Origin of the sequence: Actinomadura sp. RB99 (assembly GCF_014706005.1) — a bacterium.
Classification (GTDB): Bacteria; Actinomycetota; Actinomycetes; order Streptosporangiales; family Streptosporangiaceae; genus Spirillospora.
The window spans coordinates 1-20,321 of the sequence record NZ_JABMCA010000115.1; the positions used below are offsets into that span (position 1 = coordinate 1).

The 20,321-nt window shown below is 72.3% G+C and carries 22 protein-coding genes; 13 read left to right on the forward strand and 9 right to left on the reverse strand.

The genetic code is table 11. The features are described from left to right. A partial coding sequence (locus amrb99_RS52090; RefSeq protein WP_347257166.1) for an adenosylcobinamide-GDP ribazoletransferase occupies positions 1–539 on the reverse strand: 539 nt, incomplete at its 3' end. Then, positions 536–1,480: a bifunctional adenosylcobinamide kinase/adenosylcobinamide-phosphate guanylyltransferase gene (locus tag amrb99_RS52095; protein ID WP_241756603.1), complete on the reverse strand. Its 945-nt coding sequence runs from the start codon at positions 1,478–1,480 to the stop codon at positions 536–538. The genes amrb99_RS52090 and amrb99_RS52095, both read right to left, overlap by 4 nt. A 79-nt stretch (positions 1,481–1,559) precedes the next feature. Here amrb99_RS52095 and amrb99_RS53570 point away from each other — a divergent pair, with 79 nt between their 5' ends. Together amrb99_RS53570 and amrb99_RS46880 are read left to right on the forward strand one after the other, a co-directional pair. Beyond that, positions 1,560–2,468 (forward strand): thioredoxin domain-containing protein, encoded by a 909-nt coding sequence (locus tag amrb99_RS53570; RefSeq protein ID WP_190868573.1) that lies wholly within the window; start codon positions 1,560–1,562, stop codon positions 2,466–2,468. 43 nt (positions 2,469–2,511) lie between these two features. Then, on the forward strand, positions 2,512–2,709 hold the full coding sequence (locus tag amrb99_RS46880) for a hypothetical protein (RefSeq protein ID WP_190868574.1): 198 nt from the start codon (positions 2,512–2,514) through the stop codon (positions 2,707–2,709). A gap of 100 nt (positions 2,710–2,809) precedes the next feature. Here the strand turns inward: amrb99_RS46880 and amrb99_RS46885 are convergent, their stop codons facing one another. Both amrb99_RS46885 and amrb99_RS46890 read right to left on the reverse strand, forming a co-directional pair. Then, positions 2,810–3,811 (reverse strand): aldo/keto reductase family protein, encoded by a 1,002-nt coding sequence (locus tag amrb99_RS46885; RefSeq protein ID WP_190868575.1) that lies wholly within the window; start codon positions 3,809–3,811, stop codon positions 2,810–2,812. A gap of 106 nt (positions 3,812–3,917) precedes the next feature. Then, on the reverse strand, positions 3,918–4,499 hold the full coding sequence (locus amrb99_RS46890) for a DUF3043 domain-containing protein (RefSeq protein WP_190868576.1): 582 nt from the start codon (positions 4,497–4,499) through the stop codon (positions 3,918–3,920). Positions 4,500–4,630: 131 nt separating this feature from the next. Here amrb99_RS46890 and amrb99_RS46895 point away from each other — a divergent pair, with 131 nt between their 5' ends. From amrb99_RS46895 to amrb99_RS46915, 5 genes are all read left to right on the forward strand, one after another. Then, the gene (locus amrb99_RS46895; protein ID WP_206700381.1) at positions 4,631–5,437 is read left to right on the forward strand and encodes a PspA/IM30 family protein; all 807 of its coding nucleotides are present in this window, start codon (positions 4,631–4,633) and stop codon (positions 5,435–5,437) included. Next, entirely contained in the window at positions 5,434–5,712 is a 279-nt protein-coding gene (locus tag amrb99_RS46900) for a hypothetical protein (protein ID WP_190868577.1), read from the forward strand. Before amrb99_RS46895 ends, amrb99_RS46900 begins: the two co-directional genes overlap by 4 nt. A 142-nt stretch (positions 5,713–5,854) precedes the next feature. Continuing rightward, positions 5,855–6,772: a zinc metalloprotease HtpX gene (htpX, locus tag amrb99_RS46905; protein WP_190868578.1), complete on the forward strand. Its 918-nt coding sequence runs from the start codon at positions 5,855–5,857 to the stop codon at positions 6,770–6,772. A gap of 3 nt (positions 6,773–6,775) precedes the next feature. Next, on the forward strand, positions 6,776–7,345 hold the full coding sequence (locus tag amrb99_RS46910) for a hypothetical protein (RefSeq protein ID WP_190868579.1): 570 nt from the start codon (positions 6,776–6,778) through the stop codon (positions 7,343–7,345). 104 nt (positions 7,346–7,449) lie between these two features. Further along, positions 7,450–8,244 carry a maleylpyruvate isomerase family mycothiol-dependent enzyme gene (locus tag amrb99_RS46915; protein ID WP_190868580.1) on the forward strand — a complete coding sequence of 265 codons (795 nt, stop codon included), beginning with the start codon at positions 7,450–7,452 and terminating at the stop codon, positions 8,242–8,244. Between the two features lie 154 nt (positions 8,245–8,398). Here the strand turns inward: amrb99_RS46915 and nadA are convergent, their stop codons facing one another. Continuing rightward, complete coding sequence (gene nadA / locus amrb99_RS46920) at positions 8,399–9,553, reverse strand: quinolinate synthase NadA (RefSeq protein WP_190868581.1); 1,155 nt, start codon at positions 9,551–9,553, stop codon at positions 8,399–8,401. A 236-nt stretch (positions 9,554–9,789) separates the two neighbouring features. Between nadA and amrb99_RS46925 the strand changes: the two genes are divergently transcribed. Both amrb99_RS46925 and amrb99_RS46930 read left to right on the forward strand, forming a co-directional pair. After that, positions 9,790–10,152 carry an iron-sulfur cluster assembly accessory protein gene (locus tag amrb99_RS46925; protein WP_190868582.1) on the forward strand — a complete coding sequence of 121 codons (363 nt, stop codon included), beginning with the start codon at positions 9,790–9,792 and terminating at the stop codon, positions 10,150–10,152. 204 nt (positions 10,153–10,356) lie between these two features. Further along, positions 10,357–11,343, forward strand: coding sequence for a PfkB family carbohydrate kinase (locus amrb99_RS46930; protein ID WP_190868583.1), 987 nt, complete (start codon positions 10,357–10,359; stop codon positions 11,341–11,343). A 52-nt stretch (positions 11,344–11,395) separates the two neighbouring features. Here amrb99_RS46930 and amrb99_RS46935 read toward each other — a convergent pair whose 3' ends face one another. Further along, complete coding sequence (locus tag amrb99_RS46935; protein ID WP_190868584.1) at positions 11,396–11,704, reverse strand: sulfurtransferase TusA family protein; 309 nt, start codon at positions 11,702–11,704, stop codon at positions 11,396–11,398. 64 nt (positions 11,705–11,768) lie between these two features. Beyond that, complete coding sequence (locus amrb99_RS46940) at positions 11,769–12,929, reverse strand: aminotransferase class V-fold PLP-dependent enzyme (RefSeq protein ID WP_190868585.1); 1,161 nt, start codon at positions 12,927–12,929, stop codon at positions 11,769–11,771. Positions 12,930–13,186: 257 nt separating this feature from the next. Here amrb99_RS46940 and coxB point away from each other — a divergent pair, with 257 nt between their 5' ends. The 4 genes from coxB to amrb99_RS46960 all read left to right on the forward strand — a co-directional run bounded on the left by coxB (position 13,187) and on the right by amrb99_RS46960 (position 17,381). After that, positions 13,187–13,891 carry a cytochrome c oxidase subunit II gene (gene coxB / locus amrb99_RS46945; RefSeq protein ID WP_241756604.1) on the forward strand — a complete coding sequence of 235 codons (705 nt, stop codon included), beginning with the start codon at positions 13,187–13,189 and terminating at the stop codon, positions 13,889–13,891. Further along, positions 13,888–15,552, forward strand: coding sequence for a cytochrome c oxidase subunit I (gene ctaD, locus amrb99_RS46950; RefSeq protein WP_190868587.1), 1,665 nt, complete (start codon positions 13,888–13,890; stop codon positions 15,550–15,552). The genes coxB and ctaD overlap by 4 nt, the downstream gene beginning before the upstream one ends. 3 nt (positions 15,553–15,555) lie before the next feature. Continuing rightward, positions 15,556–15,966 (forward strand): cytochrome c oxidase subunit 4, encoded by a 411-nt coding sequence (locus amrb99_RS46955; RefSeq protein ID WP_190868588.1) that lies wholly within the window; start codon positions 15,556–15,558, stop codon positions 15,964–15,966. A gap of 143 nt (positions 15,967–16,109) precedes the next feature. Then, positions 16,110–17,381 (forward strand): Ig-like domain-containing protein, encoded by a 1,272-nt coding sequence (locus amrb99_RS46960; RefSeq protein ID WP_347257167.1) that lies wholly within the window; start codon positions 16,110–16,112, stop codon positions 17,379–17,381. Between the two features lie 352 nt (positions 17,382–17,733). Here amrb99_RS46960 and amrb99_RS46965 read toward each other — a convergent pair whose 3' ends face one another. Continuing rightward, positions 17,734–19,146, reverse strand: a complete 1,413-nt coding sequence (locus amrb99_RS46965) for a M48 family metallopeptidase (RefSeq protein WP_190868589.1) — start codon at positions 19,144–19,146, stop codon at positions 17,734–17,736. Next, positions 19,143–20,321, reverse strand: a 1,179-nt coding sequence (locus tag amrb99_RS46970; protein WP_190868590.1) for a hypothetical protein, incomplete at its 5' end; no start/stop codon positions are given. The genes amrb99_RS46965 and amrb99_RS46970, both read right to left, overlap by 4 nt.

Below are 20,321 nucleotides of genomic sequence, written 5' to 3' on the forward strand. Positions count from 1 at the left end.
AGCGCGCCGCGCGCCGGGACGGTCCCCGCGACCAGCGCCCCCAGCCCGCCCGGACGGGCCGCCGGAACCCCCTCCCGGCACGCCCACGGCAGCGCCAGCCGCCCCGTCACCCCGGCGATCAGCGCGGCGACCGCGGCGTGCGGCGCCGACGCCAGCGCCGCGACCTGGACCAGCACGACGAGCAGCAGCGTCACGACGCCGAACGGGCCGATGTCCGACCGCTTCATGATCGCCAGGGCGTCCTCGGCGGGCTGGCCGCTGCCCAGGCCGTCCGCGAGGTCGGCGAGGCCGTCCAGGTGCAGCGCCCGCGTGAGCACCGCCGCCGCGCCCACCGCGAGCGCGGCGGCGAGCAGGCCGGACAGGTCCAGCGCGCCGCCCAGCAGCAGCACCAGCGCGGCGGCGCCGCCGGTGATCAGCCCGACGAGCGGCGCGGCCAGCATCGCCGCCCGCCCCGTGCCCCGGTTCACCTCGGGCGTCCGCAGCGGAACGACCGTGAGCAGCGTCACCGCCAGCCGCGGCCCCGCCCCGGCGCCCCTCACGGCAGTTCCAGGACGCGGCCCGCCACCACCAGCGCCGCCTCCTCCGACTCGGCGGCGAGCCGCTGGTTCACCAGCCCGAGCATGTCGCGGAACGCCCGCCCCGACGGGGTCGCGGGCACCAGCGACAGCCCGACCTCGTCGGACACCGCGACCACCCGGGCCGCGGTGCCGCGCCACGCCTCGACCAGCGCGTCCAGGCGCGGCAGCACCCGCCGCGGGTCGTCCCACGCGCCCGCCTCGTCCATCGCCGCCGCCAGCCACGTCCCGATCCCGTCCACCAGCACGGCCCCGGACGCCGACGCCAGCACGCCCGCCAGGTCGGTCGTCTCGGCCGTCCGCCACCAGGCGGGACGGCGGTCCCGGTGCGCCTCGACCCGCGCGCTCCACTCCGGATCGTCGTCGCGGACCGGGCCCGTCGCCGCGTAGAGGACGTCGGGGCAGCCCGCGAGCCGCAGCTCCGCCTCCGCCGACTTGCCCGACCGCGACCCGCCGAGCAGCAGCGTCCGGAACGGGCCGTCCTGCGGCCGGACCCAGAACGCCATCCGCCGCTCCAGCTCCGCCGGCGACGGCATCCGGTGGTCCACGTGGACGGCCATGACGCGCGTATCGGCCGTCACCGCGCCGATGCGGCGCAGGTACCCGAGATGCTCGGGAGAGCCCGCCAGATCGAGCAGGACGGCGTCGTAGCGCGCGTCCGGCACGGGCTCCGGCCGGGCGCCCGGTCCGGCCGCCACCAGCACCCGGCCGCCGCCTTTGGCCCGCACGTCGAGGCCGCCGGGGACCCGCGTCCGGGGAAGGTCCTCGGCCGGGACGCCGTCGAGGAGCACGGTGACCGGTTCGTGCCGCACCCCGGCGGCCCGGAGCCGCCCGCAGGACGCGCAGCGGCACCCGTCGCCGGGCCAGCCGCCCGGCGCGGCGATACCGCGGAGTTCGATGTCCATAACGGTCCGAAACTCTACGGGCCCGCCTGTATACGCTCACCTGGAAGGATCACGACCTCCCGGCAGAAGGAGACCCCCGGTGGGCAACCCCCCGACCCCGCCCTGGCCGGACCAGGGGCCGCAGCCGCCCTACGGCCCCCCTCCCGTGCCGCCGAACGGCCCCGCGCCCATGCCGCCGGGCGCCCCGCCGGCGCCGCCGATCACCGTGCCCCCGCCCGGCGGGCCGCCCTGGCGGCCCGGCCCGCCGCCCCCGCCGCGCCGCGGCCCGGGCCTGCTGATCGCGCTGATCGGCGGCGGACTCGTGCTCGTGCTCATCGCGGTCGCCGTCGTCGTCGTGCTCACCAGCGGCGACGGCAAGGACGGCGGGGACCGCGCCGACGGCGGCTCCGGCGGGACGGGGTTCCAAGCGGGCCGGATCGCCGGCGGCGCGGAGGCGGTCCCGAACCCCGACGGCAGCCTCACCATGGCCAGGCCGGGCGTCACGTCCCCGGTCGTCGACATCTACGAGGACTTCTCCTGCCCGCCCTGCGGCAACTTCGACCGCACCAACGACCCGATGCTCAAGCAGGTGGCCGTCGCGGGCGAGGCGAAGGTCGTCTTCCACCCGATGGTCATCTTCGGGGAGGGCACCGAACCGCAGCACGGCAACTCCACGCGGGCCGCGTCCGCGCTGCGCTGCGTCCGCGAGGGCGCGCGCTGGCTGTCCTACCAGGACGCCCTCTACGCGCACCAGCCGTCCGAGAGCACCGAGGGGTACGCGACCTCCGACCTGCTCGCCTGGGCCGCGCCCCTCGGGCTGACCGGCGACGACTTCAAGAACTGCGTCACCGGCCAGCGGTACGCCTCGGACGTCGGGCGGGTGAGCCAGTCGTATATCTCGTCCGGCGTCCAGGGGACGCCGTCCGTCCGGGTGAACGGACGGCTGCTCGCCTCGTCCGACACCCAGACGCCGGACGCCCTGCGGCGCGCCATCGAGGCCGCCTCCTGACCGGAACGGCTAGTCTCACCCGCGACGAGGGAGGTCGAGCGCGATGGCGTGGAACTGGCGTTTGGAGAAGGCCGACGGCCGGACGGTCGGCACGTCCGAGGAGACCTTCACCACCCAGTCGGACGCGGAGAGCTGGCTGGGCGAGAACTGGCGGGGCCTGCGCGCCGGCGAGGTCGACAAGGTGACGCTGCTGGACGGCGAGACCGTCGTCTACGAGATGAGCCTGCACGACCCGGAGTGACACCGGACGGCCCGCCGGGGCCGGAAGGGCCCGCACGGAGAGCGGAAGGGGCCGCGGGACGGGCGTCCCGCGGCCCCTTCGCCGTCCGGCGCGCCTCAGCTCACGGCCGGGTGCGCGGGCTGACGGTCTTGGACGCGTCGCGGATCACCGCGTCGCCGAGCACCTCGTCGATGCGCTTCAGCACGTCGGCGTCCAGCTTCACCCCGGCCGCCTTCACGTTGTCGCCGACCTGTTCCGGCCGCGACGCCCCGACGATCGCCGCCGACACGTTCGGGTTCTGCAGCGTCCACGCGATCGCCAGCTGCGCCATCGACAGCCCGAGGTCGCCGGCGATCGGCCTCAGGTTCTGCACGCGGGTCAGCAGGTCGTCGTTCAGGTAGCGCTTGATCATGTCGGCGCCGCCCTTGTCGTCGGTGGCGCGCGACCCCTCCGGCAGCGGCTGCCCCGGCTTGTACTTGCCGGTCAGCACGCCCTGCGCGATCGGCGACCAGACGATCTGGCCGATCCCCTCGCGCTCGCACACCGGGACGACCTCCTCCTCGATGACCCGCCACAGCATCGAGTACTGCGGCTGGCTCGACACGATCCGGTCGAACCCCATCTCGTCGGCGATCTTCAGGGCGCGCTCGATCTCCTCGGCCCGCCACTCCGACACGCCGACGTACAGCACCTTGCCCTGCCGGACGAGGTCGTCGAACGCGCGGAGGGTCTCCTCCAGCGGCGTCTCGTTGTCGAACCGGTGGGCCTGGTAGAGGTCCACGTAGTCGGTGCCGAGGCGGCGCAGCGAGCCGTTGATCGACTCCATGATGTGCTTGCGGGACAGGCCCCGGTCGTTCACGCCGGGCCCGGTGGGCCAGTAGACCTTCGTGAAGATCTCCAGCCCCTCGCGGCGCTGCCCCTTCAGGGCGCGTCCGAGGACCTCCTCGGCGCGCGTCCCGGCGTAGACGTCCGCGGTGTCGAAGGTGGTGATCCCCTCGTCGAGGGCCGCGCGCACGCACGCGCGCGCCGCGTCCTCCTCGACCTGGGAGCCGTGGGTGAGCCAGTTGCCGTACGCGATCTCGCTGATCTTCAGACCGCTCCGGCCCAGGTATCGGAACTCCATGCCCACGACCCTAGCCCGGCGGAGATCGCCGCCGGTCCGGGCGGGGGCGCCGCGGGCGGAACGGTCCCGGGACGCGAGCGGCGCGAGGGGCGCCGGCGGCGTCCCGTCAGACCTTGTCCTTCTCGCCGATCTTGACCTGCGGGCCGGGCATCCGCAGCCGGCGGATCTGCATCGCGCGCATCGCCGCGTAGAGCCCGACGCCCTTGGTGTCCTCGTCCGGGTGCCGCTCGGCGGCGAGCTTCTTCACGCCCCGGCTCAGGATCAGGCCCTCGCCGAACACCACGACCAGCAGCAGCGGCGGCGCGAACAGCACCAGCAGCTTGGCCGCCGGGATCGGCAGAAGGCTCAGCAGCACGATCGCGAACATCGCGTACATCAGGTACGAGCCGAAGGTGCGGCGCGCGTCCACGTAGTTGCGGGCGAGCCGCCGGACCGGGCCCTTGTCCCGCTTGAGGAGGTACTTCTCGTCCCCCCGGGCCATGCCGGCGCGGGCGCGCTCGCGCTCGCCCGCCTGCCGCTCCCGCACCTTCTTGTACGCCTCCTTGCGCGTGGAGGGCGCGGTGATCGGCTGGCGGCGGCGCTTCTCGGCCTCGCTCCGCTTCGGCGTGGGCCGCCCCTTGCCTCCCGGCTTCGGCGTTACTACCTGAGGAGGATTCGGCGGGGCTTCCGGGGTACGACGCTTGAACACGGGGTCAGCCTACCGGCTGCGAACATCGTGGCTGCCTCGCGCGTTAACGCGTAGGGTGATAAGAACCCCAGCAGTGGTCATTGAGCCCAGTATGCGACTGAGGCACAGCACGAAGGGACCGGCGCCGCGCGATGAGCGTGATGAAAAGAATGTCGATGATCTTCAAGGCCAAGGCCAACAAGGCCCTGGACCGGGCCGAGGATCCTCGCGAGACGCTCGACTACTCCTACCAGCGCCAGCTGGAGATGCTGCAGAAGGTCCGTCGGGGGGTCGCCGACGTCGCCACCTCGCGCAAGCGTCTCGAGCTGCAGATCAACCAGCTCGAGCAGCAGCAGAACAAGCTGACGGACCAGGGCAAGAAGGCGCTGCAGGTGGGCCGCGAGGACCTCGCCCGCGAGGCGCTGACCCGCCGGTCCGGGCTGGACTCCCAGCTGAACGACCTGCGCGCGCAGTACCAGCAGCTGCAGGGCGAGGAGGAGAAGCTCACGCTCGCCTCCCAGCGGCTGCAGGCCAAGGTCGACTCCTTCCGCACCCGCAAGGAGACGATCAAGGCGACGTACACCGCCGCCGAGGCGCAGACCAAGATCAACGAGGCGTTCTCCGGCATCTCCGAGGAGATGGGCGACGTCGGCCTGGCCATCCAGCGCGCCGAGGAGAAGACCGAGAACATGAAGGCGCGCGCCGGCGCCATCGACGAGCTGCTCGCCTCCGGCGCGCTCGAGGACTTCTCCGGCCCCCGCGACGACATCCAGGCCGAGCTCGACCGGATGGGCTCCGGCCCCGGCGTCGACCTCGAGCTGGAGCGGCTGAAGGCCGAACTCGGCCAGGGCCCGGCGCCCAAGGAGCTGAACCAGGGCTCGCCCACCGCGCAGCCCCAGCAGCAGCACGACACCCCGCAGCAGGCCCCGTGGCCGCAGCAGCCCGGGGGTGCGCAGTGATCGTCCGTCTCATGGGCGAGGGGCAGCTGGACGTCGCCGACGGCGACCTGGCCGCGCTCAACACCCTCGACGGCGAACTCGAGTCGGCCATCGAGGCCGGCGACGAGACGGCGTTCCGCGCCGCGCTGCACGCCCTGCTGGAGAGCGTGCGCAAGGTCGGCAAGCCGCTGCCGGCCGACAGCCTGGCGCCGTCCGAGCTCATCCTGCCGCCGGCGGACGCGGCGATCGACGAGGTGCGCGCCATGCTCGGCGACGAGGGGCTGATCCCGGACTAGATCCCTGGCCGCCCCGCCGGGCGGCCAGGGGCCGGTCGTCCTCCAGGACGATTCGCGCGGGACTCCGGGAGTGCCTGGCACAAAAACCGGGGCTCGCGCGTTCTCACAAGTGAATCGGGGAAAGAAAACTGGGGGTTGCCGGATGGCCTCGACGCGTTACGCCTCCGACCGGGGGCTGACGTCACGCATGCTCGTGACCATGTTCCTGCTGGGACTGGTCTACGTCGTCTTCGTGACGGCCTTCTTCGTGATCGCTCCGAAGTTCGGGGTGATCGCTCTCGTCATCGCGCTGGCGTTCCTGTTCGCGCAGTACTTCTTCTCCGACAAGCTGACGATGTTCGCCATGCACGGCCGGGAGGTCTCGCCGGAGGAGGCGCCCGAGCTGCACGGCGTGATCGACCGCATCTGCGCCATGTCGGACGCGCCGAAGCCGCGCGTCGCCGTCGCCGACACCGACGTGCCGAACGCGTTCGCGACCGGCCGCAACCAGAAGAAGGCCGTGGTCTGCGTGACCACCGGACTGCTGCGCAGGCTCGACCCCGTCGAGCTGGAGGGCGTGCTCGCCCACGAGATGGCGCACGTCGCGCACAAGGACGTCGCGGTCATGACGATCGCCTCGTTCCTCGGCATCTGCGCCGGCCTGATCACCCGCTTCGGTCTGGAGTGGGGCCTGTGGGGCGGCTTCAACCGCCGCGACAACGACCAGAACACCGGCCTGATCCTGCTCGCCGTGGTCGCGGTGAGCGCCGTGGCCTACGCGGTCAGCTTCCTGCTCACCCGGGCGCTGTCGCGCTACCGGGAGCTGTCGGCCGACCGGGCCGCCGCGCTGCTGACCGGCCGCCCGTCCGCGCTGGCCAGCGCGCTGACCAAGGTGTCCGGGGAGATCGCCCGGATCCCGACCAACGACCTGCGCTCGGCGCAGGCGTTCAACGCCTTCTTCTTCACCCCGGCGTTCGGCAAGGGCTTCACGATCTCGCACCTGTTCTCGACGCACCCGTCGCTGGACAAGCGGCTCGCGCAGCTGTCGAAGATCTCCGACCAGCTCAGCAGGGGAGTCTGACCCGTGGGTTTCCTGGACACGCTGCTCGGCCGGTCCAAGCCGGTCAAGCCGGACCTCGACCAGCTCTTCGGGCTGTCCACGGCGGCGATCACGCTGGAGGCCGCGACCGGGTTCAAGCCGACCGGCCTCGGCTCCGTCTGCTTCCGGGCGGCCGAGGGCGGCGCGTTCGCGCGGCTCCAGGCCGACGTCCAGGAGCTGCTCGACGCCGACGAGGGGCCGAAGGTCGAGATCAGCAACGACTCCTACGGGTACACGTGGCTGCTCGCGACGCACCCGCCGGAGGAGCTGCCGGACCTGGTCACCGACCTGCACGCGGTGAACTCCACGCTGGAGTCGGGCGGATTCGGCCCGCACCTGCTGTGCTCGCTCGCGGGGTTCCGCGGCCCGGAGGGGCAGCGGCTCGCGCTGGTCTACCTGTACAAGCGCGGCACCTTCTACCCGTTCGCGCCGCTGCCCGGCGACAAGCGGGACAACGCCCTGGAGCTGCAGGTGCGCGGCGCGGTCGGCGCCGACCTGCCGTTCGAGGCGGACCTCGGCCGCTGGTTCCCGGTGTGGGGCGCCCCCGGCCTGTGACGGGCCGCCCCCGCGGACCCGGTTCCGGGACGCCCTGATCTATGGGCCGATGCGGGGTATGTCTGTGATCTGAACGTCCACGGTCGGTTCATGCGGGAGGCGTAATGACCGGACGTCCCTGGGACCATGCCCGCCACTGCGCCGCGCTGGAGGCGGAGGCCGCCGCGTTCGCGGAGGTCGCGGCGGGCGCCGGCCTCGACGAGCCCGTGCCGTCCTGCCCCGGCTGGTCCGTCGCCGAGCTGGTCCGCCATCTCGGCGCCATGCACCGGTGGGCGGGCGGCACCGTCCGGGTGGGCGCCCCGCGCCGGCTCAGCCTGCGCGAGCTGGGCGTCTCGTTCCCGGTGGTGCCGGGCGACCACCTGCCCTGGTACACCGAGGGCGCCGGACGGCTCCTGGAGATCCTGCGGGCGGCCGACCCGGACGCGCCCGTGTGGGCGTGGGGCGTCGACCAGCACGTCCGCTTCTGGTCCCGGCGGATGCTGTTCGAGACCGCCGTGCACCGCGCCGACCTGGAGATCGCCTGCGGCCGGACGCCCGCCGTCGCGCCCGACGCGGCCGCCGACGGGACGGACGAGCTGCTGGAGAACCTGGAGCGGGCCGCCGCGTTCGCGCCGAAGGTGGAGAACCTGCGCGGCGACGGCGAGGTGCTGGCGTTCGACGCCGCCGACATCGGCTCCCGCTGGCTGTTCCGTCTCCTGCCGGACCGCTTCGAGTGGAGCCGCCACGACGCCCCGGACGGCGGCCCCGGCGGCCCCGGCGGCGCCGACGCGACCGTCCGCGGCGCCGCCTCGGACGTCTTCCTGTTCCTGTGGGGCCGCCGCAAGCTCGGCGACTCCGCCCTGGAGTTCTCCGGCAACGACGACCTGCTCGTCCACTGGGTGGAGAACTCTGCGATCTGACCGGGGTAAGGCCTCGACCACCGCGCGAGCGCGTATCTGACCGGCGGGGCGACGCCGGAGGCGAGCCCCGCCGGGAAGCTCGCGAAGCGAGGTCGCGCTCGCCCAAGCCTGGTCAGGGGGCGAGCCGCCAGGCGAGCCCCCTGGGCCAGGGTTGTTAAGGCAGTGCAAGCATCTGGTCGAGGGCGGCTCGGGCGTTGCGGGCGGTGTCCTCGTCGACGGTGATCACGTTCTCGACCTCGCCGCGCACGAGCGACTCCAGCGACCACACCAGGTGCGGCAGGTCGATGCGGTTCATCGTGGAGCAGTAGCAGACGGTCTTGTCGAGGAACATGACGTTCTTGTCCGGGTGGGCGTTCGCGAGGCGCCGGACGAGGTTCAGCTCGGTGCCGACCGCCCACGACGTGCCGGGGTCGGCGGCCTCGATCGTCCTGATGATGTACTCGGTGGAGCCGATCTGGTCGGCGGCCGTGACGACCTCGTGCCGGCACTCGGGGTGGACGAGCACGTTGACGCCGGGCACGCGCGCGCGGACCTCGTCCACCGACTCCTTGGTGAACCGGCCGTGCACCGAGCAGTGGCCGCGCCAGAGGATCATCTTGGCGTCGCGCAGTTGCTCGTGGGTGAGGCCGCCCTCGCGGCGGTGCGGGCTGTAGACGACGCAGTCGTCCAGCGAGAAGCCCATCTCCAGGACGGCGGTGTTGCGGCCGAGGTGCTGGTCGGGCAGGAACAGCACCTTCTTGCCCTTGGAGTACGCCCAGTCGAGGGCGCGCTTGGCGTTGGACGAGGTGCACACCACGCCGCCGTGCCGGCCGACGAAGCCCTTGATGTCGGCGGAGGAGTTCATGTAGGTGACCGGGACGACGTCGTCGGCGACGCCCGCGTCCTCCAGCACCTCCCAGCAGTCCTCGACCTGGTCGAAGGTCGCCATGTCGGCCATGGAGCAGCCGGCGCCGAGGTCGGGCAGGATCACCTTCTGGTGCGGCGCGGTGAGGATGTCGGCGGACTCGGCCATGAAGTGCACGCCGCAGAACACGATGTAGGGCGCCTCGGGGCGCGCGGCGGCCTGCTGCGCGAGCTTGAACGAGTCGCCGGTGACGTCGGCGAACTGGATGACCTCGTCGCGCTGGTAGTGGTGGCCGAGGACGAACACCCGGTCGCCGAGGGCCGCCTTGGCGGCGCGGGCCCGCTCGACCAGCGCGGGGTCGGACGCCGCGGGCAGCTCGCCCGGGCAGTCCACGCCGCGCTCGCTGGCCGGGTCGGAGCCCTCGCCCAGGAGCAGCAGCGGAAGGTCGCGCACTGGGGTGGTCACGGGAGTCTCCCTCCTGCGACGGGACTTATCGTCGCTCTGACGACTAATGATGGCACACCATCGCGGCGGGGGAGGTGTGACGTAGGCCGCACCGCTCCGCGGCGTTAAACATGGGCGATACGCGGAATGGGCTTGTGGCGAGGTACGTTGTCCTACGGGAAAGAGGCGTAAGTCGTCCTCGAGGACAAGCGACAGTCCGCCGCATCGCGGCGCAGCGAGACCCGGGAGCTGAACACATGACGGTTTCAGGCGAGACCACGCAGGAGACCACGCAGCAGGGCGTCATCCTCACCGACGCCGCCGCCGAGAAGGCCAGGGGCCTGCTCGAGCAGGAGGGCCGCGACGACCTTGCGCTGCGTGTCGCCGTGCAGCCGGGCGGCTGCTCCGGCCTGATCTACCAGCTCTTCTTCGACGAGCGGGAGATGGACGGCGACCAGATCCAGGACTTCGGCGGGCTGAACGTGCGCGTCGACCGGATGAGCGCGCCCTACCTCACCGGCGCCACCATCGACTTCGTCGACACGATCGAGAAGCAGGGCTTCACGATCGACAACCCGAACGCGTCGGGCTCCTGCGCCTGCGGCGACTCCTTCAACTGACGGATCCTTCAACTGACGGAGCACCGCCGGCCCGCGGGCCGACGGAGGGGCGGCCGGACGGACACGTCCGGACCGCCCCTTTCGCATGCCCGCCCGCCCCGCCGGGATGCGCACCCGCCGCGTCGTGTGGTCCGATGGGAAGTAGTCTTTCCGGGTTGAAACAGCCGGTGACAAGCCGGACGACCACGACGAGGAGAGCGACGCGTGCGCATCGCCGTGACTGGCTCCATTGCGACCGACCATCTGATGACCTTCCCCGGAAGGTTCTCCGACCAGCTCCTGCCCGACCAGCTCGACCGGGTCTCGCTGTCCTTCCTGGTGGACGAGCTGGAGATCCGCCGCGGCGGCGTCGCCGCGAACATCTGCTTCGGGATGGGCAGCCTCGGCAAGGAGTCCATCCTCGTCGGCTCCGTCGGCGACGACTTCGCCGACTACCGCTCCTGGCTGGACCGGCACGGCGTCGACACCGCCTCCGTGCACGTGTCCGAGCTGCACCACACCGCCCGGTTCCTGTGCACCACCGACCAGGACCAGAACCAGATCGCCTCCTTCTACACCGGCGCGATGAGCGAGGCCCGCTCCATCGAGCTCGGCCCGGTCGCCGACCGCGTCGGCGGGCTCGACCTCGTGCTGATCAGCGCGAACGACCCGGAGGCCATGCTCCGGCACACCGACGAGTGCCGCTCGCGCGGCATCCCGTTCGCCGCCGACCCGTCCCAGCAGCTCGCCCGGATGGACGGCGCGGACGTCCGCCGCCTCCTCGACGGCGCCGCGTACCTGTTCAGCAACGAGTACGAGAAGGCGCTGTTCGAGGAGAAGACCGGCTGGTCGGGCGAGGAGGTGCTGTCCCGGGTCGGGATCCGCGTCACCACCCTCGGCGCCAAGGGCGTCGTCATCGACCGGCAGGGGGAGGAGGGCCTGCACGTGCCCTGCGTCCCCGTCGAGAACGTCGTGGACCCGACCGGCGTCGGCGACGCGTTCCGCTCCGGCTTCCTGTCGGCGACGGCCTGGGGCCTGCCGCTGGAGCGCGCCGCGCAGGTCGGCAGCACCGTCGCCGCGCACGCCCTGGAGGCCGCCGGCCCGCAGGAGTACACGCTGTCGCGGCGGGCGTTCCTCGACCGGCTCTCCGCGGCCTACGGCGCCGGCGCCGCCGCCGACGTCGAGCCGCACCTCGCCTGCCCCAACCCGTGAGCGGCGCGTCGCCGGGGACCGCGCGGGCGCGGCCCCCGGCGACGGCGTGCCGTCAGTACGTCCGGCGGATGTGGAAGCCCCAGCCGCCCTGCGGGAGCGTCTCCTCCCGGACGAAGTCCTGCGACTTCATCCGGCACCAGGCGGGGACGTCGGTGCGCGCGGCGGCGTCGTCGGCGAGCACCGCGATCACCTCGCCGACCGGGACCTCGCGGATCCGGTCCGCCAGCATGATGATCGGGATCGGGCACTTGCGGCCGAGCGCGTCGATGACCAGCGCCGGGGGAGGCCAGGCGGGTTCGGCGGGGGGCGGTGCCGCCGTCCCGTTGGAGACTCCGCTCCTGGCGCGGCCTCGGAACCTCATGGGCGCGACCGCCTCCCTTTCCTGATGGTTCGTGCTCGATGTGATGCTCCGCCGCCGGTGCCGGTCACGGGTCCAGCGCGTTCAGCGCCGTCCGGCGCAGCCGGGCCACGGTGCCGGGGAGAACGGTGAGGAACCGGTCGACGTCGGCGGAAGCGACGCCACGCGGCAGCGATACCCGCACGTTCCCATGGGTAATCACTCCCATCGCCTCGAGCACATGACTCGGACGCAGCGTATCCGCCGTGCACGAGCTGCCGGACGAAACGGCGAAACCCGCGCGGTCGAGTTCGGTCAGCAGCGCCTCGCCCTCCACGTACAGGCAGGAGAACGTGACGATGTGCGGCAGCCGGCGGACCGGGTCGCCGACGACCTCGACGTCCGGCACGGCCGCCGGGACCTCCGCGCGGATCCGGTCGACGAGCGCGGCGAGGCGCGGGCCCTCCGCCTCGGCGTCCGCCCGGAACGCCTCCAGCGCGGCGGCGGCCGCCACGGCCGCCGGGACGTTCTCGAACCCCGGGACGCGGCGCGCCCCGCGCTCGTCGGCGGGCAGCGGCGAGCGCCACCGGGTTCCCTTGCGGATCGCGAGGACCCCGACGCCCGCGGGCCCGCCCCACTTGTGGGCGCTGCCGGCCAGGAGCGACCAGCCGCCGGGCACGTCCACCCGGCCGAGCGACTGCGCGGCGTCCACCAGCAGCGGCACGCCCGCCGCGCGGCACGCCTCGGCCGCCTCCGCGACGGGCTGGAGCGTCCCGACCTCGTGGTTGGCCGACTGCAGGCACGCCAGCGCGGTGTCCGGGCGCAGCGCCGCGGCGAACTCGGCCGGGTCGACGCGCCCGGCCCGGTCGACGCCGACGACCGTGACCTCGCCGCCGTCCGCCTCGTGCAGCTCGGCGGCGTGCAGCACGCTGGAGTGCTCGACCGCGCTCACCACCAGGTGGCGCCCGGCCCGCCGGCGCGCCTGGAGCCCCCCGAGGACCGCCAGGTGCACCGCCTGGGTGCCCGACGACGTGAACGACACCTCGTCCGGCCGTGCGCCCAGGACGCCCGCGACGCGCGCGCGGGCCCGGTCCAGCAGCATGCGGGTGCTCCGGGCCCGCCCGTACAGCCTGGCGGGATCGGCCCAGCCCGCGTCCAGCGCCTCCAGCAGCGCAGCTCGCGCCGCGGGATGCGGCGGCTCGGTCGAGGCCGCGTCGAAGTACCCGTCCGGCGCACTGGAGTCAGCCACGCCAGAACACTAACCGGGCACCCGATCGGGGGTTCGCGCGACCCTAGCGCTAGTGTGTCCACCACACGTGTAACAACTGATCTCACCGCCCGGGTCGACCGGGCTTTCATCCGTGGGGAAGGCATTCCGTGAGTCCGACCCGCTCTGGGGAGCGGCGTACGCCTGTGCGCAGTCGCCGCGCAATCAAAAGCGCCGGCGCGCTAGGGCTGCTGGCGCTGTCCGCAACCGCGTGCAGCGGCCAGGCATCCCGGCTGGGCATGCCCGAGCCGATCGGCCCGCAGGCCGAGCGCATGCTGAAGCTCTGGCAGGGTTCCTGGATCGCGGCGTTCGCCGTCGGGGCCGTCGTCTGGGGCCTGATCATCTGGGCGGTGCTGTTCCACCGCAAGCGCTCCGACGACCTGCCGCCGCAGGTCCGCTACAACATGCCGATCGAGATCCTCTACACGGCGGTCCCGTTCGTCATCATCGCGGTCCTGTTCTACTTCACGGCACGCGACGAGAACTACGTCGAGAAGACCACCAAGAACCCTCCGGTGGTCGTCGACGTCACCGCGTTCCAGTGGAGCTGGCAGTTCGACTACAAGGAGAAGGACGCCGCCGGCAAGGAGCAGACCGTCGCCACGGTCGTGGGCCAGCCGGTCAACCCCAACTCCACCTCCGGCGCCAAGCCCGTGATGATCGTTCCGGCCGGTGAGCACGTGCGGGTGCGACTGCACTCCAACGATGTCATCCACTCGTTCTGGGTCCCGGCGCTCCTTTACAAGAAGGACGTCATGCCGGGCTACGACAACGAGTTCGAGTTCGAGGCGACCAAGCTGGGCACGTACGAGGGCCGCTGCGCCGAGCTCTGCGGCGTCGACCACAGCCGGATGCTGTTCCAGCTGAAGGTGGTCCAGCCCGCCCAGTACCAGAAGTTCATCGCCGATTCGAAGGCCGCCCTGGCCGCGGGGGGTGCCAAGTGACCACGATCAGTCACGCACCGAGCGCGCCGGTCACCACGGCGCGGACGAGCAAGGGGCGCATCGTCGCCAACTGGCTGTCGTCCACCGACCACAAGGTGATCGGCTACCTCTACCTGATCACCTCTTTCATGATGTTCCTGTTCGGCGGCATCCTGGCGCTCGTCATCCGCGCCGAGCTGTTCAAGCCGGGCCTGCAGGTGGTCAGCAACGAGCAGTACAACCAGATGTTCACCATGCACGGCACGATCATGCTGCTGATGTTCGCGACGCCGCTGTTCGCGGGCTTCACCAACGTGATCATGCCGCTGCAGATCGGCGCGCCGGACGTGGCGTTCCCCCGGCTGAACATGCTGGCGTACTGGCTGTTCCTGTTCGGCAGCCTGATCGTCATCGCGGGGTTCCTCACCCCGGGCGGCGCGGCCAGCTTCGGCTGGTTCGCCTACGCCCCGCTCTCCGACGCGGTCCGCTCGCCGGGCATCGGCGGCGACATGTGGGTGATGGGCCTGGCCATGTCGGGCTTCGGCACGATCATGGGCGCGGTCAACTTCATCACCACGATCCTGTGCATGCGCGCGCCGGGCATGACCATGTTCCGGATGCCGATCTTCACCTGGAACGTCCTGCTGACCTCCATCCTGGTCCTGCTGGCGTTCCCGGTCCTCGCCGCCGCGCTGCTGGCCCTGGAGGCCGACCGCAAGCTCGGCGCGCACGTGTTCGACGCCTCGCACGGCGGCGCGCTGCTCTGGCAGCACCTCTTCTGGTTCTTCGGGCATCCGGAGGTCTACATCATCGCGTTGCCCTTCTTCGGCATCGTGACGGAGATCCTGCCGGTGTTCGCCCGCAAGCCCGTCTTCGGCTACATCGGCCTGGTCTTCGCGACCATCAGCATCGCGGGCCTGTCGGTCACCGTGTGGGCGCACCACATGTTCGTCACCGGCCAGGTGCTGCTGCCGTTCTTCTCCTTCATGACGTTCCTCATCGCCGTGCCCACGGGGGTGAAGTTCTTCAACTGGGTCGGGACGATCTGGCGAGGACAGCTGACGTTCGAGTCGCCGATGCTGTGGTCGCTGGGCTTCCTGGTGACGTTCCTGTTCGGCGGGCTGACCGGCGTCATCCTCGCGTCCCCGCCGATGGACTTCCAGCTGTCGGACTCCTACTTCGTGGTCGCGCACTTCCACTACGTCGTGTTCGGCACCGTGGTGTTCGCGATGTTCGCCGGCTTCTACTTCTGGTGGCCGAAGTGGACCGGCAAGATGCTGAACGACCGGCTCGGCAAGGTGCACTTCTGGCTGCTGTTCATCGGCTTCCACGGCACCTTCCTCATCCAGCACTGGCTCGGCGCCGAGGGCATGCCGCGCCGGTACGCCGACTACCCCAAGGAGTTCGAGGGCCTGAACCAGGTGTCGTCGATCTTCGCCTTCATCCTGGGCGCCTCGATGCTGCCGTTCTTCTACAACGTGTACATCACGTGGAAGAAGGGCAAGCGCGTCGAGGTGGACGACCCGTGGGGCTACGGCTCGTCGCTGGAGTGGGCCACCTCGTGCCCGCCGCCGCGGCACAACTTCAACTCGATCCCGAAGATCCGTTCCGAGCGGCCGGCGTTCGACCTGCACCACCCGCACGTGGGCGCGCAGGGCGAGCTGACCGGGGCGAAGGAGTAGCCGATGCGCGTCCAGGCGTTCATGTTCTACGGTTGCGCGGTCTTCTTCCTCGCCACCGACATCGTGTACTGGCTCTGGTCGGGTGACTGGACCGGCACCACGGCGCTCGCGCTCGCGATCGGCCTCGCCGGGCTGATCGGGTTCTACATCCACTTCACCGTCCGGCGCCTCGAGCGGGCCAACGCGGGCCCGCTGTACGAGGACGACCCGCAGGGCGAGATCGCCGACGCGGCGGGCGAGCTGGGCTTCTTCAGCCCGCACAGCTGGTGGCCGCTGTTCCTCGGCCTGTCGGCCGCGGCCGTCGCCCTCGGCGTCGTGTTCGGCTGGTGGCTGGTGATCCTCGGCGCGTGCGCCGCGATCCTGACCTCGATCGGACTGGTCTTCGAGTACTACCGGGGTCATTTCGCCCACTGATCAGTAAAAGAACCCCAAGAGGGGCGGTATCCGCAATTTCGCGGGTACCGCCCCTTTCACATACTGGACGTCGTCCCAGCAAGTAGGGCTGGCCAGGCGAATCGCTCGTCCAGGTGGGAAACGACCGGGGGGTCCACGTGCGGGTGGGTGACTCAGGACCGAGGAACCGGGGAAGGCGCGCCGCCGCCGTCCTCGCGGGCGCGGGCATGATGGCGGGCGTCGCGGCGTGCTCCGGACAGCAGGCGGTGACCGGACAGGGCGCGGTCTCGCTCGCCGTGTCGCCGGGCGGCGGTGCGGCGCTGCCGCCCGACAGCCCGATCGACGTGCGGGCGAAGACCGGCAGGATCGCGAACGTCACGGTGACGACGGCGAAAGGCGCGCCCGTCGAGGGCGACCTGAACGCCGACCGGACGCAGTGGCGGTCACGCTGGGCCCTCGCGCCGGGCCAGTCCTACGCGGTGGACGCCACGGCCGTCGGCAAAGACGGCAGGACCCGCACGGTCCGCAGCGGCTTCACCGTCGCGAGCGTGCAGAAGAAGTACGGGGTCACCGTCGACGCGCCGTTCAACAAGGAGACCGTCGGGGTCGGCATCCCGATCATCATGCGCTTCGACAGCCCGGTGAAGGACAAGGCCGCGGTCGAGCGGGCGCTGGAGGTGCGCTCCGACAAGCCCGTCGAGGGCGCCTGGCACTGGCTCGGCAACCAGGAGGTCGTGTTCCGGACCAAGCAGTACTGGCCGGCGCACACCAAGGCGTCGTTCGTCGCCCACCTCAGCGGCGTGAACAACGGCAAGGGCATGTACGGCGGCAAGGACTACGCCGTGAACTTCACCGTCGGCGACTCCCACGTCTCGACGGCCGGCGAGGACACCCACCATATGGTCGTGAAGATCAACGGGAGGAAGGCCCGGACGATCCCGACCAGCATGGGACGCGGCGGCGAGGAGAAGTACACCACCACCAACGGCGTCCACCTCACGATGCAGAAGGACGACCCGGTCACGATGACGTCGGACTGGGAGGGATGCGGCCAGGGCTGCGCCGGCTACTACAGCCTCACCGTCTACAAGGCGGTGAAGATCTCCGACAGCGGCGAGTACGTCCACAGCGCCCCTTGGTCGGTCGGCGACCAGGGCCACGACAACGTCAGCCACGGCTGCATCAACGTCAGCCCGTCCGACGCCGCGTGGTTCTACAAACTCGCCCAGCGCGGCGACGTCGTCACGGTCACCGGCACCAGCCGCCAGCTGGCCCCGGACAACGGCTGGGGCTTCTGGCAGATGGGCTGGAACGACTGGGTGAAGGGCAGCGCCCTGAAGCGGTCCGTCTCCACGGCCCCGCACGCGGACGCCGCGACCCTCTCCGCCGAGTCCGGCCAAGGCGCCGCCCAACAACCCCGCGCCAGCCACAACTGAATTTCCCAGGGGGGCGACCCCCTGGAACCCCCGTCACGGTTGAGGGGCTGTTTCGCGCTCCGCTAGAGCTCCGCGCGAAACAGCCCCTCAACCGTCGGGCATGCCCGCTGCGCTCGCTGGCGCTCGCTCCGCGTGCCTGCCCGTGTTCTCCCAGGGGGACGACCCCCTGGAACCCCCGTCACGACGGGCAGGGTGTTTCCCGCTCCGCTAGCGCTCCGCGCGAAACACCCTGCCCGTCGTCGGGCATGCGCGCTGCGCTCGCTGCACTCGCTCCGCGTGCCTGCCCGTGAGGTGGCTGGGGTTCGTACCGCCGCGGTTGGGGTTGGGTGTGGGCTTGTTGTGGGGGCGTGGGCTAGCGCAGTGGTGGGGGGATGGGAACGTGGTGCATTTTGGACCAGGTGCGGGCCATGGCGATGCGGTCGGGGCCGGACGGGTGGGTCATCCAGAGCAGGTACTCGGCCCAGTTCGGGTCCGGGTCGTCGATGTTGCGGACGGACAGCTCGTGCTGCATCGCGACGAACGTGGACGGGTCGCGGGTGAGGTCGAGGGCGTGCGCGTCGGCGCGGGCCTCGATGCGGCGGCTCACGAGGTTCTGCAGCGGGGCGGCGACCTGCGTCCCGGCGGCGACCAGCGCGAGGACCAGCGCGATGGAGCGGGGGTCGGCGGGGCCGGTGCTCCGGGCGCCGCGGGCGGCGGGGACGTCCGGGTCGACGCCGGCGCGGCGCAGCAGCCGCGGCGACGTCGTCAGCAGGTAGAGCAGGCACAGGCCGCCCGCGACGCCGAGCCCGCCCACGAGGGTGCCCCACAGCACGTCGTTGCGCTTGGCGTGGCCCAGCTCGTGCCCGACGATCGACTCGATCTGCGGGCGCGGCGACTTCAGCAGCGTGTCGTACAGGACGATGCGGCGCGTCGAGCCGAACCCGGACACGTAGGCGTTCAGCGAGGTCGTCCGGCGCGACGCGTCGGCGACGAGGACGTCCTTGACCGGCACCCCGTCGCGTTTCGCCATGGCGAGCAGGTCGGTGCGCAGCCGGCCGGCGGGCAGCGAGTGGAACTTGTTGAAGACCGGCTCGACCGCGACCGGGTAGATGAACGACACCGCGACGACGAGCACGAACCCGCCGGCGGCGGCGCCCGTCCACCAGTAGCGCGGGAAGCGGCGGACGACCGCGTACAGCAGGAGCAGCGCGATCGTGTAGATGACCCAGGTGACGCCGAGGGACTTGAGCTGGTCGACGGCCCACGAGGGCCAGCTCTGGGTGGACAGCCCGTAGCGGCGCAGGACCGATTCGCTCCAGATGTCGAACGGGAGGCCGAGGACGCGCAGCAGCGTGGTGAGGGCGACGGCCGCGGCGGCGACGCGCAGGGGGCGGCGGCGGACGCGTGCGGTCGTCCAGCCGATGAACCGGGAGCCGAGCGGCGTGAAGCCGAGGATCAGGACCACGGCGAGGCCGACGACGAGCCCGGAGTAGGCGGGCGGGTTGATGGCGCCGTCGAAGGCCTTCGCGCGGGCGATCTCGCGCGGGGTGAAGTCGAGGGAGGGGTCGGCCCGCACGTGCCCGCCGGGGACGTGGCCGGGCAGCGGGTTCCACGGGGTGGTGAGGCCGAGGACGGCGGCGACGCCGGCGAACAGCAGGACGGCCGCGACGGCGGCGGCGCGGCGCGGCCCCCGCGTCCCGCCGGCGGCCGCGCGGCCGTCCGGGCCGGCGTCCGGGCGGCGGGGGTGTTCGGCGACCGACGGCTCGCCGCCGTCTCCCTCGCTCATGTGAGCTCCTTCTTCAGGTAGTCGCGCCACAGCGCGACGAAGCGGTCCCGGGTGAGGCCGAGCACGGAGCGCAGCGCGGCGGCCTCGGAGGCCCGCCCGGCGGCCCGGTACAGCCGGACGAGCGTCGCCTCACCGTACCGGCCGGCGACCATCCGGCAGGCGAGCCAGGACTCCTGGTACGCCTGGGAGAGGTGGTCGGAGGAGCCGGCGAAGTCGGCGGCGGAGGGCAGCGCGGACGGCACCCGGCCCGACCGCAGCTCGCGGCGCAGCTCGCTGGCGGCCGACCGGACGCTCACCTTCGCGTGCTTGTAGCCGACGTAGTCGGCGAACCCTTCGATGAGCCACAGCGGGGTGGTGCGGTCGGTGGCGCCGCCGGTCGCGACGTGGGTCAGCTCGTGGGTGAGCACGACGGTGCGGCCGAGCTCGTTGAGCCGGCCGAAGGTGCCGGGGGAGACGATGACGCGGTCTTCGCCGCGGCCGCCGCCCGCGGACGGCGCGACGGTGGCGAGCGCGGCGATCTGGCCGAGGCTCTCGTCCGGGCCGGCGAGGGAGGCGGCGAGCCGCTCGTCGGCGGGGACCAGCGCGACGGCCCGCTGCGCCCAGCCCTTCCCGACGACGCCGGTGACGACCGGCACGGCCGCGTCGAGGCGCTCGGCGATGCCCTTCAGCCCGCCGCCGTCGCCGACGACGAGGCTGGCGCGGCCCCGGACGACGCTCAGCGGCCCGGCGTCCCAGATCTCGGCGTCGTCGTGGTAGCCGAGGGCGGAGCCGTCGCCGACGACCGTCCAGGCGCCGGAGCGGGGCGCGAACGTGAGGTGGCGGGCGCGGGCGACGTCGCCGCGGGCGAAGCCGCGCAGCCGGTACCGGGTCTCCACGCGGACGACGGCGGCGCCGCCCTCCGCGTTCGCCGACTCGGTGCCCGCGAACCGCTCCGTCCAGCCGTCCAGGGGGAGCCTGCGGAGGTTGTCGTAGAGCCGGGCCTGGGCGTCCTGGAACGCGGCGGGCGCCGAGGAGACCGTGGCGAGGAAGGCGGTGCGGTCGCCGGCCGCGACGGCGCGGGACCGGTTCGCCAGGACGGCGCGCGCCGTGTCCGGATCGAACGGCGCGGACGGCCGGGCGGTGCGGGCCGCGGCCCGGGACCCGCCGGACCGCGCGCCGAGGACCCCGGCGCCGCC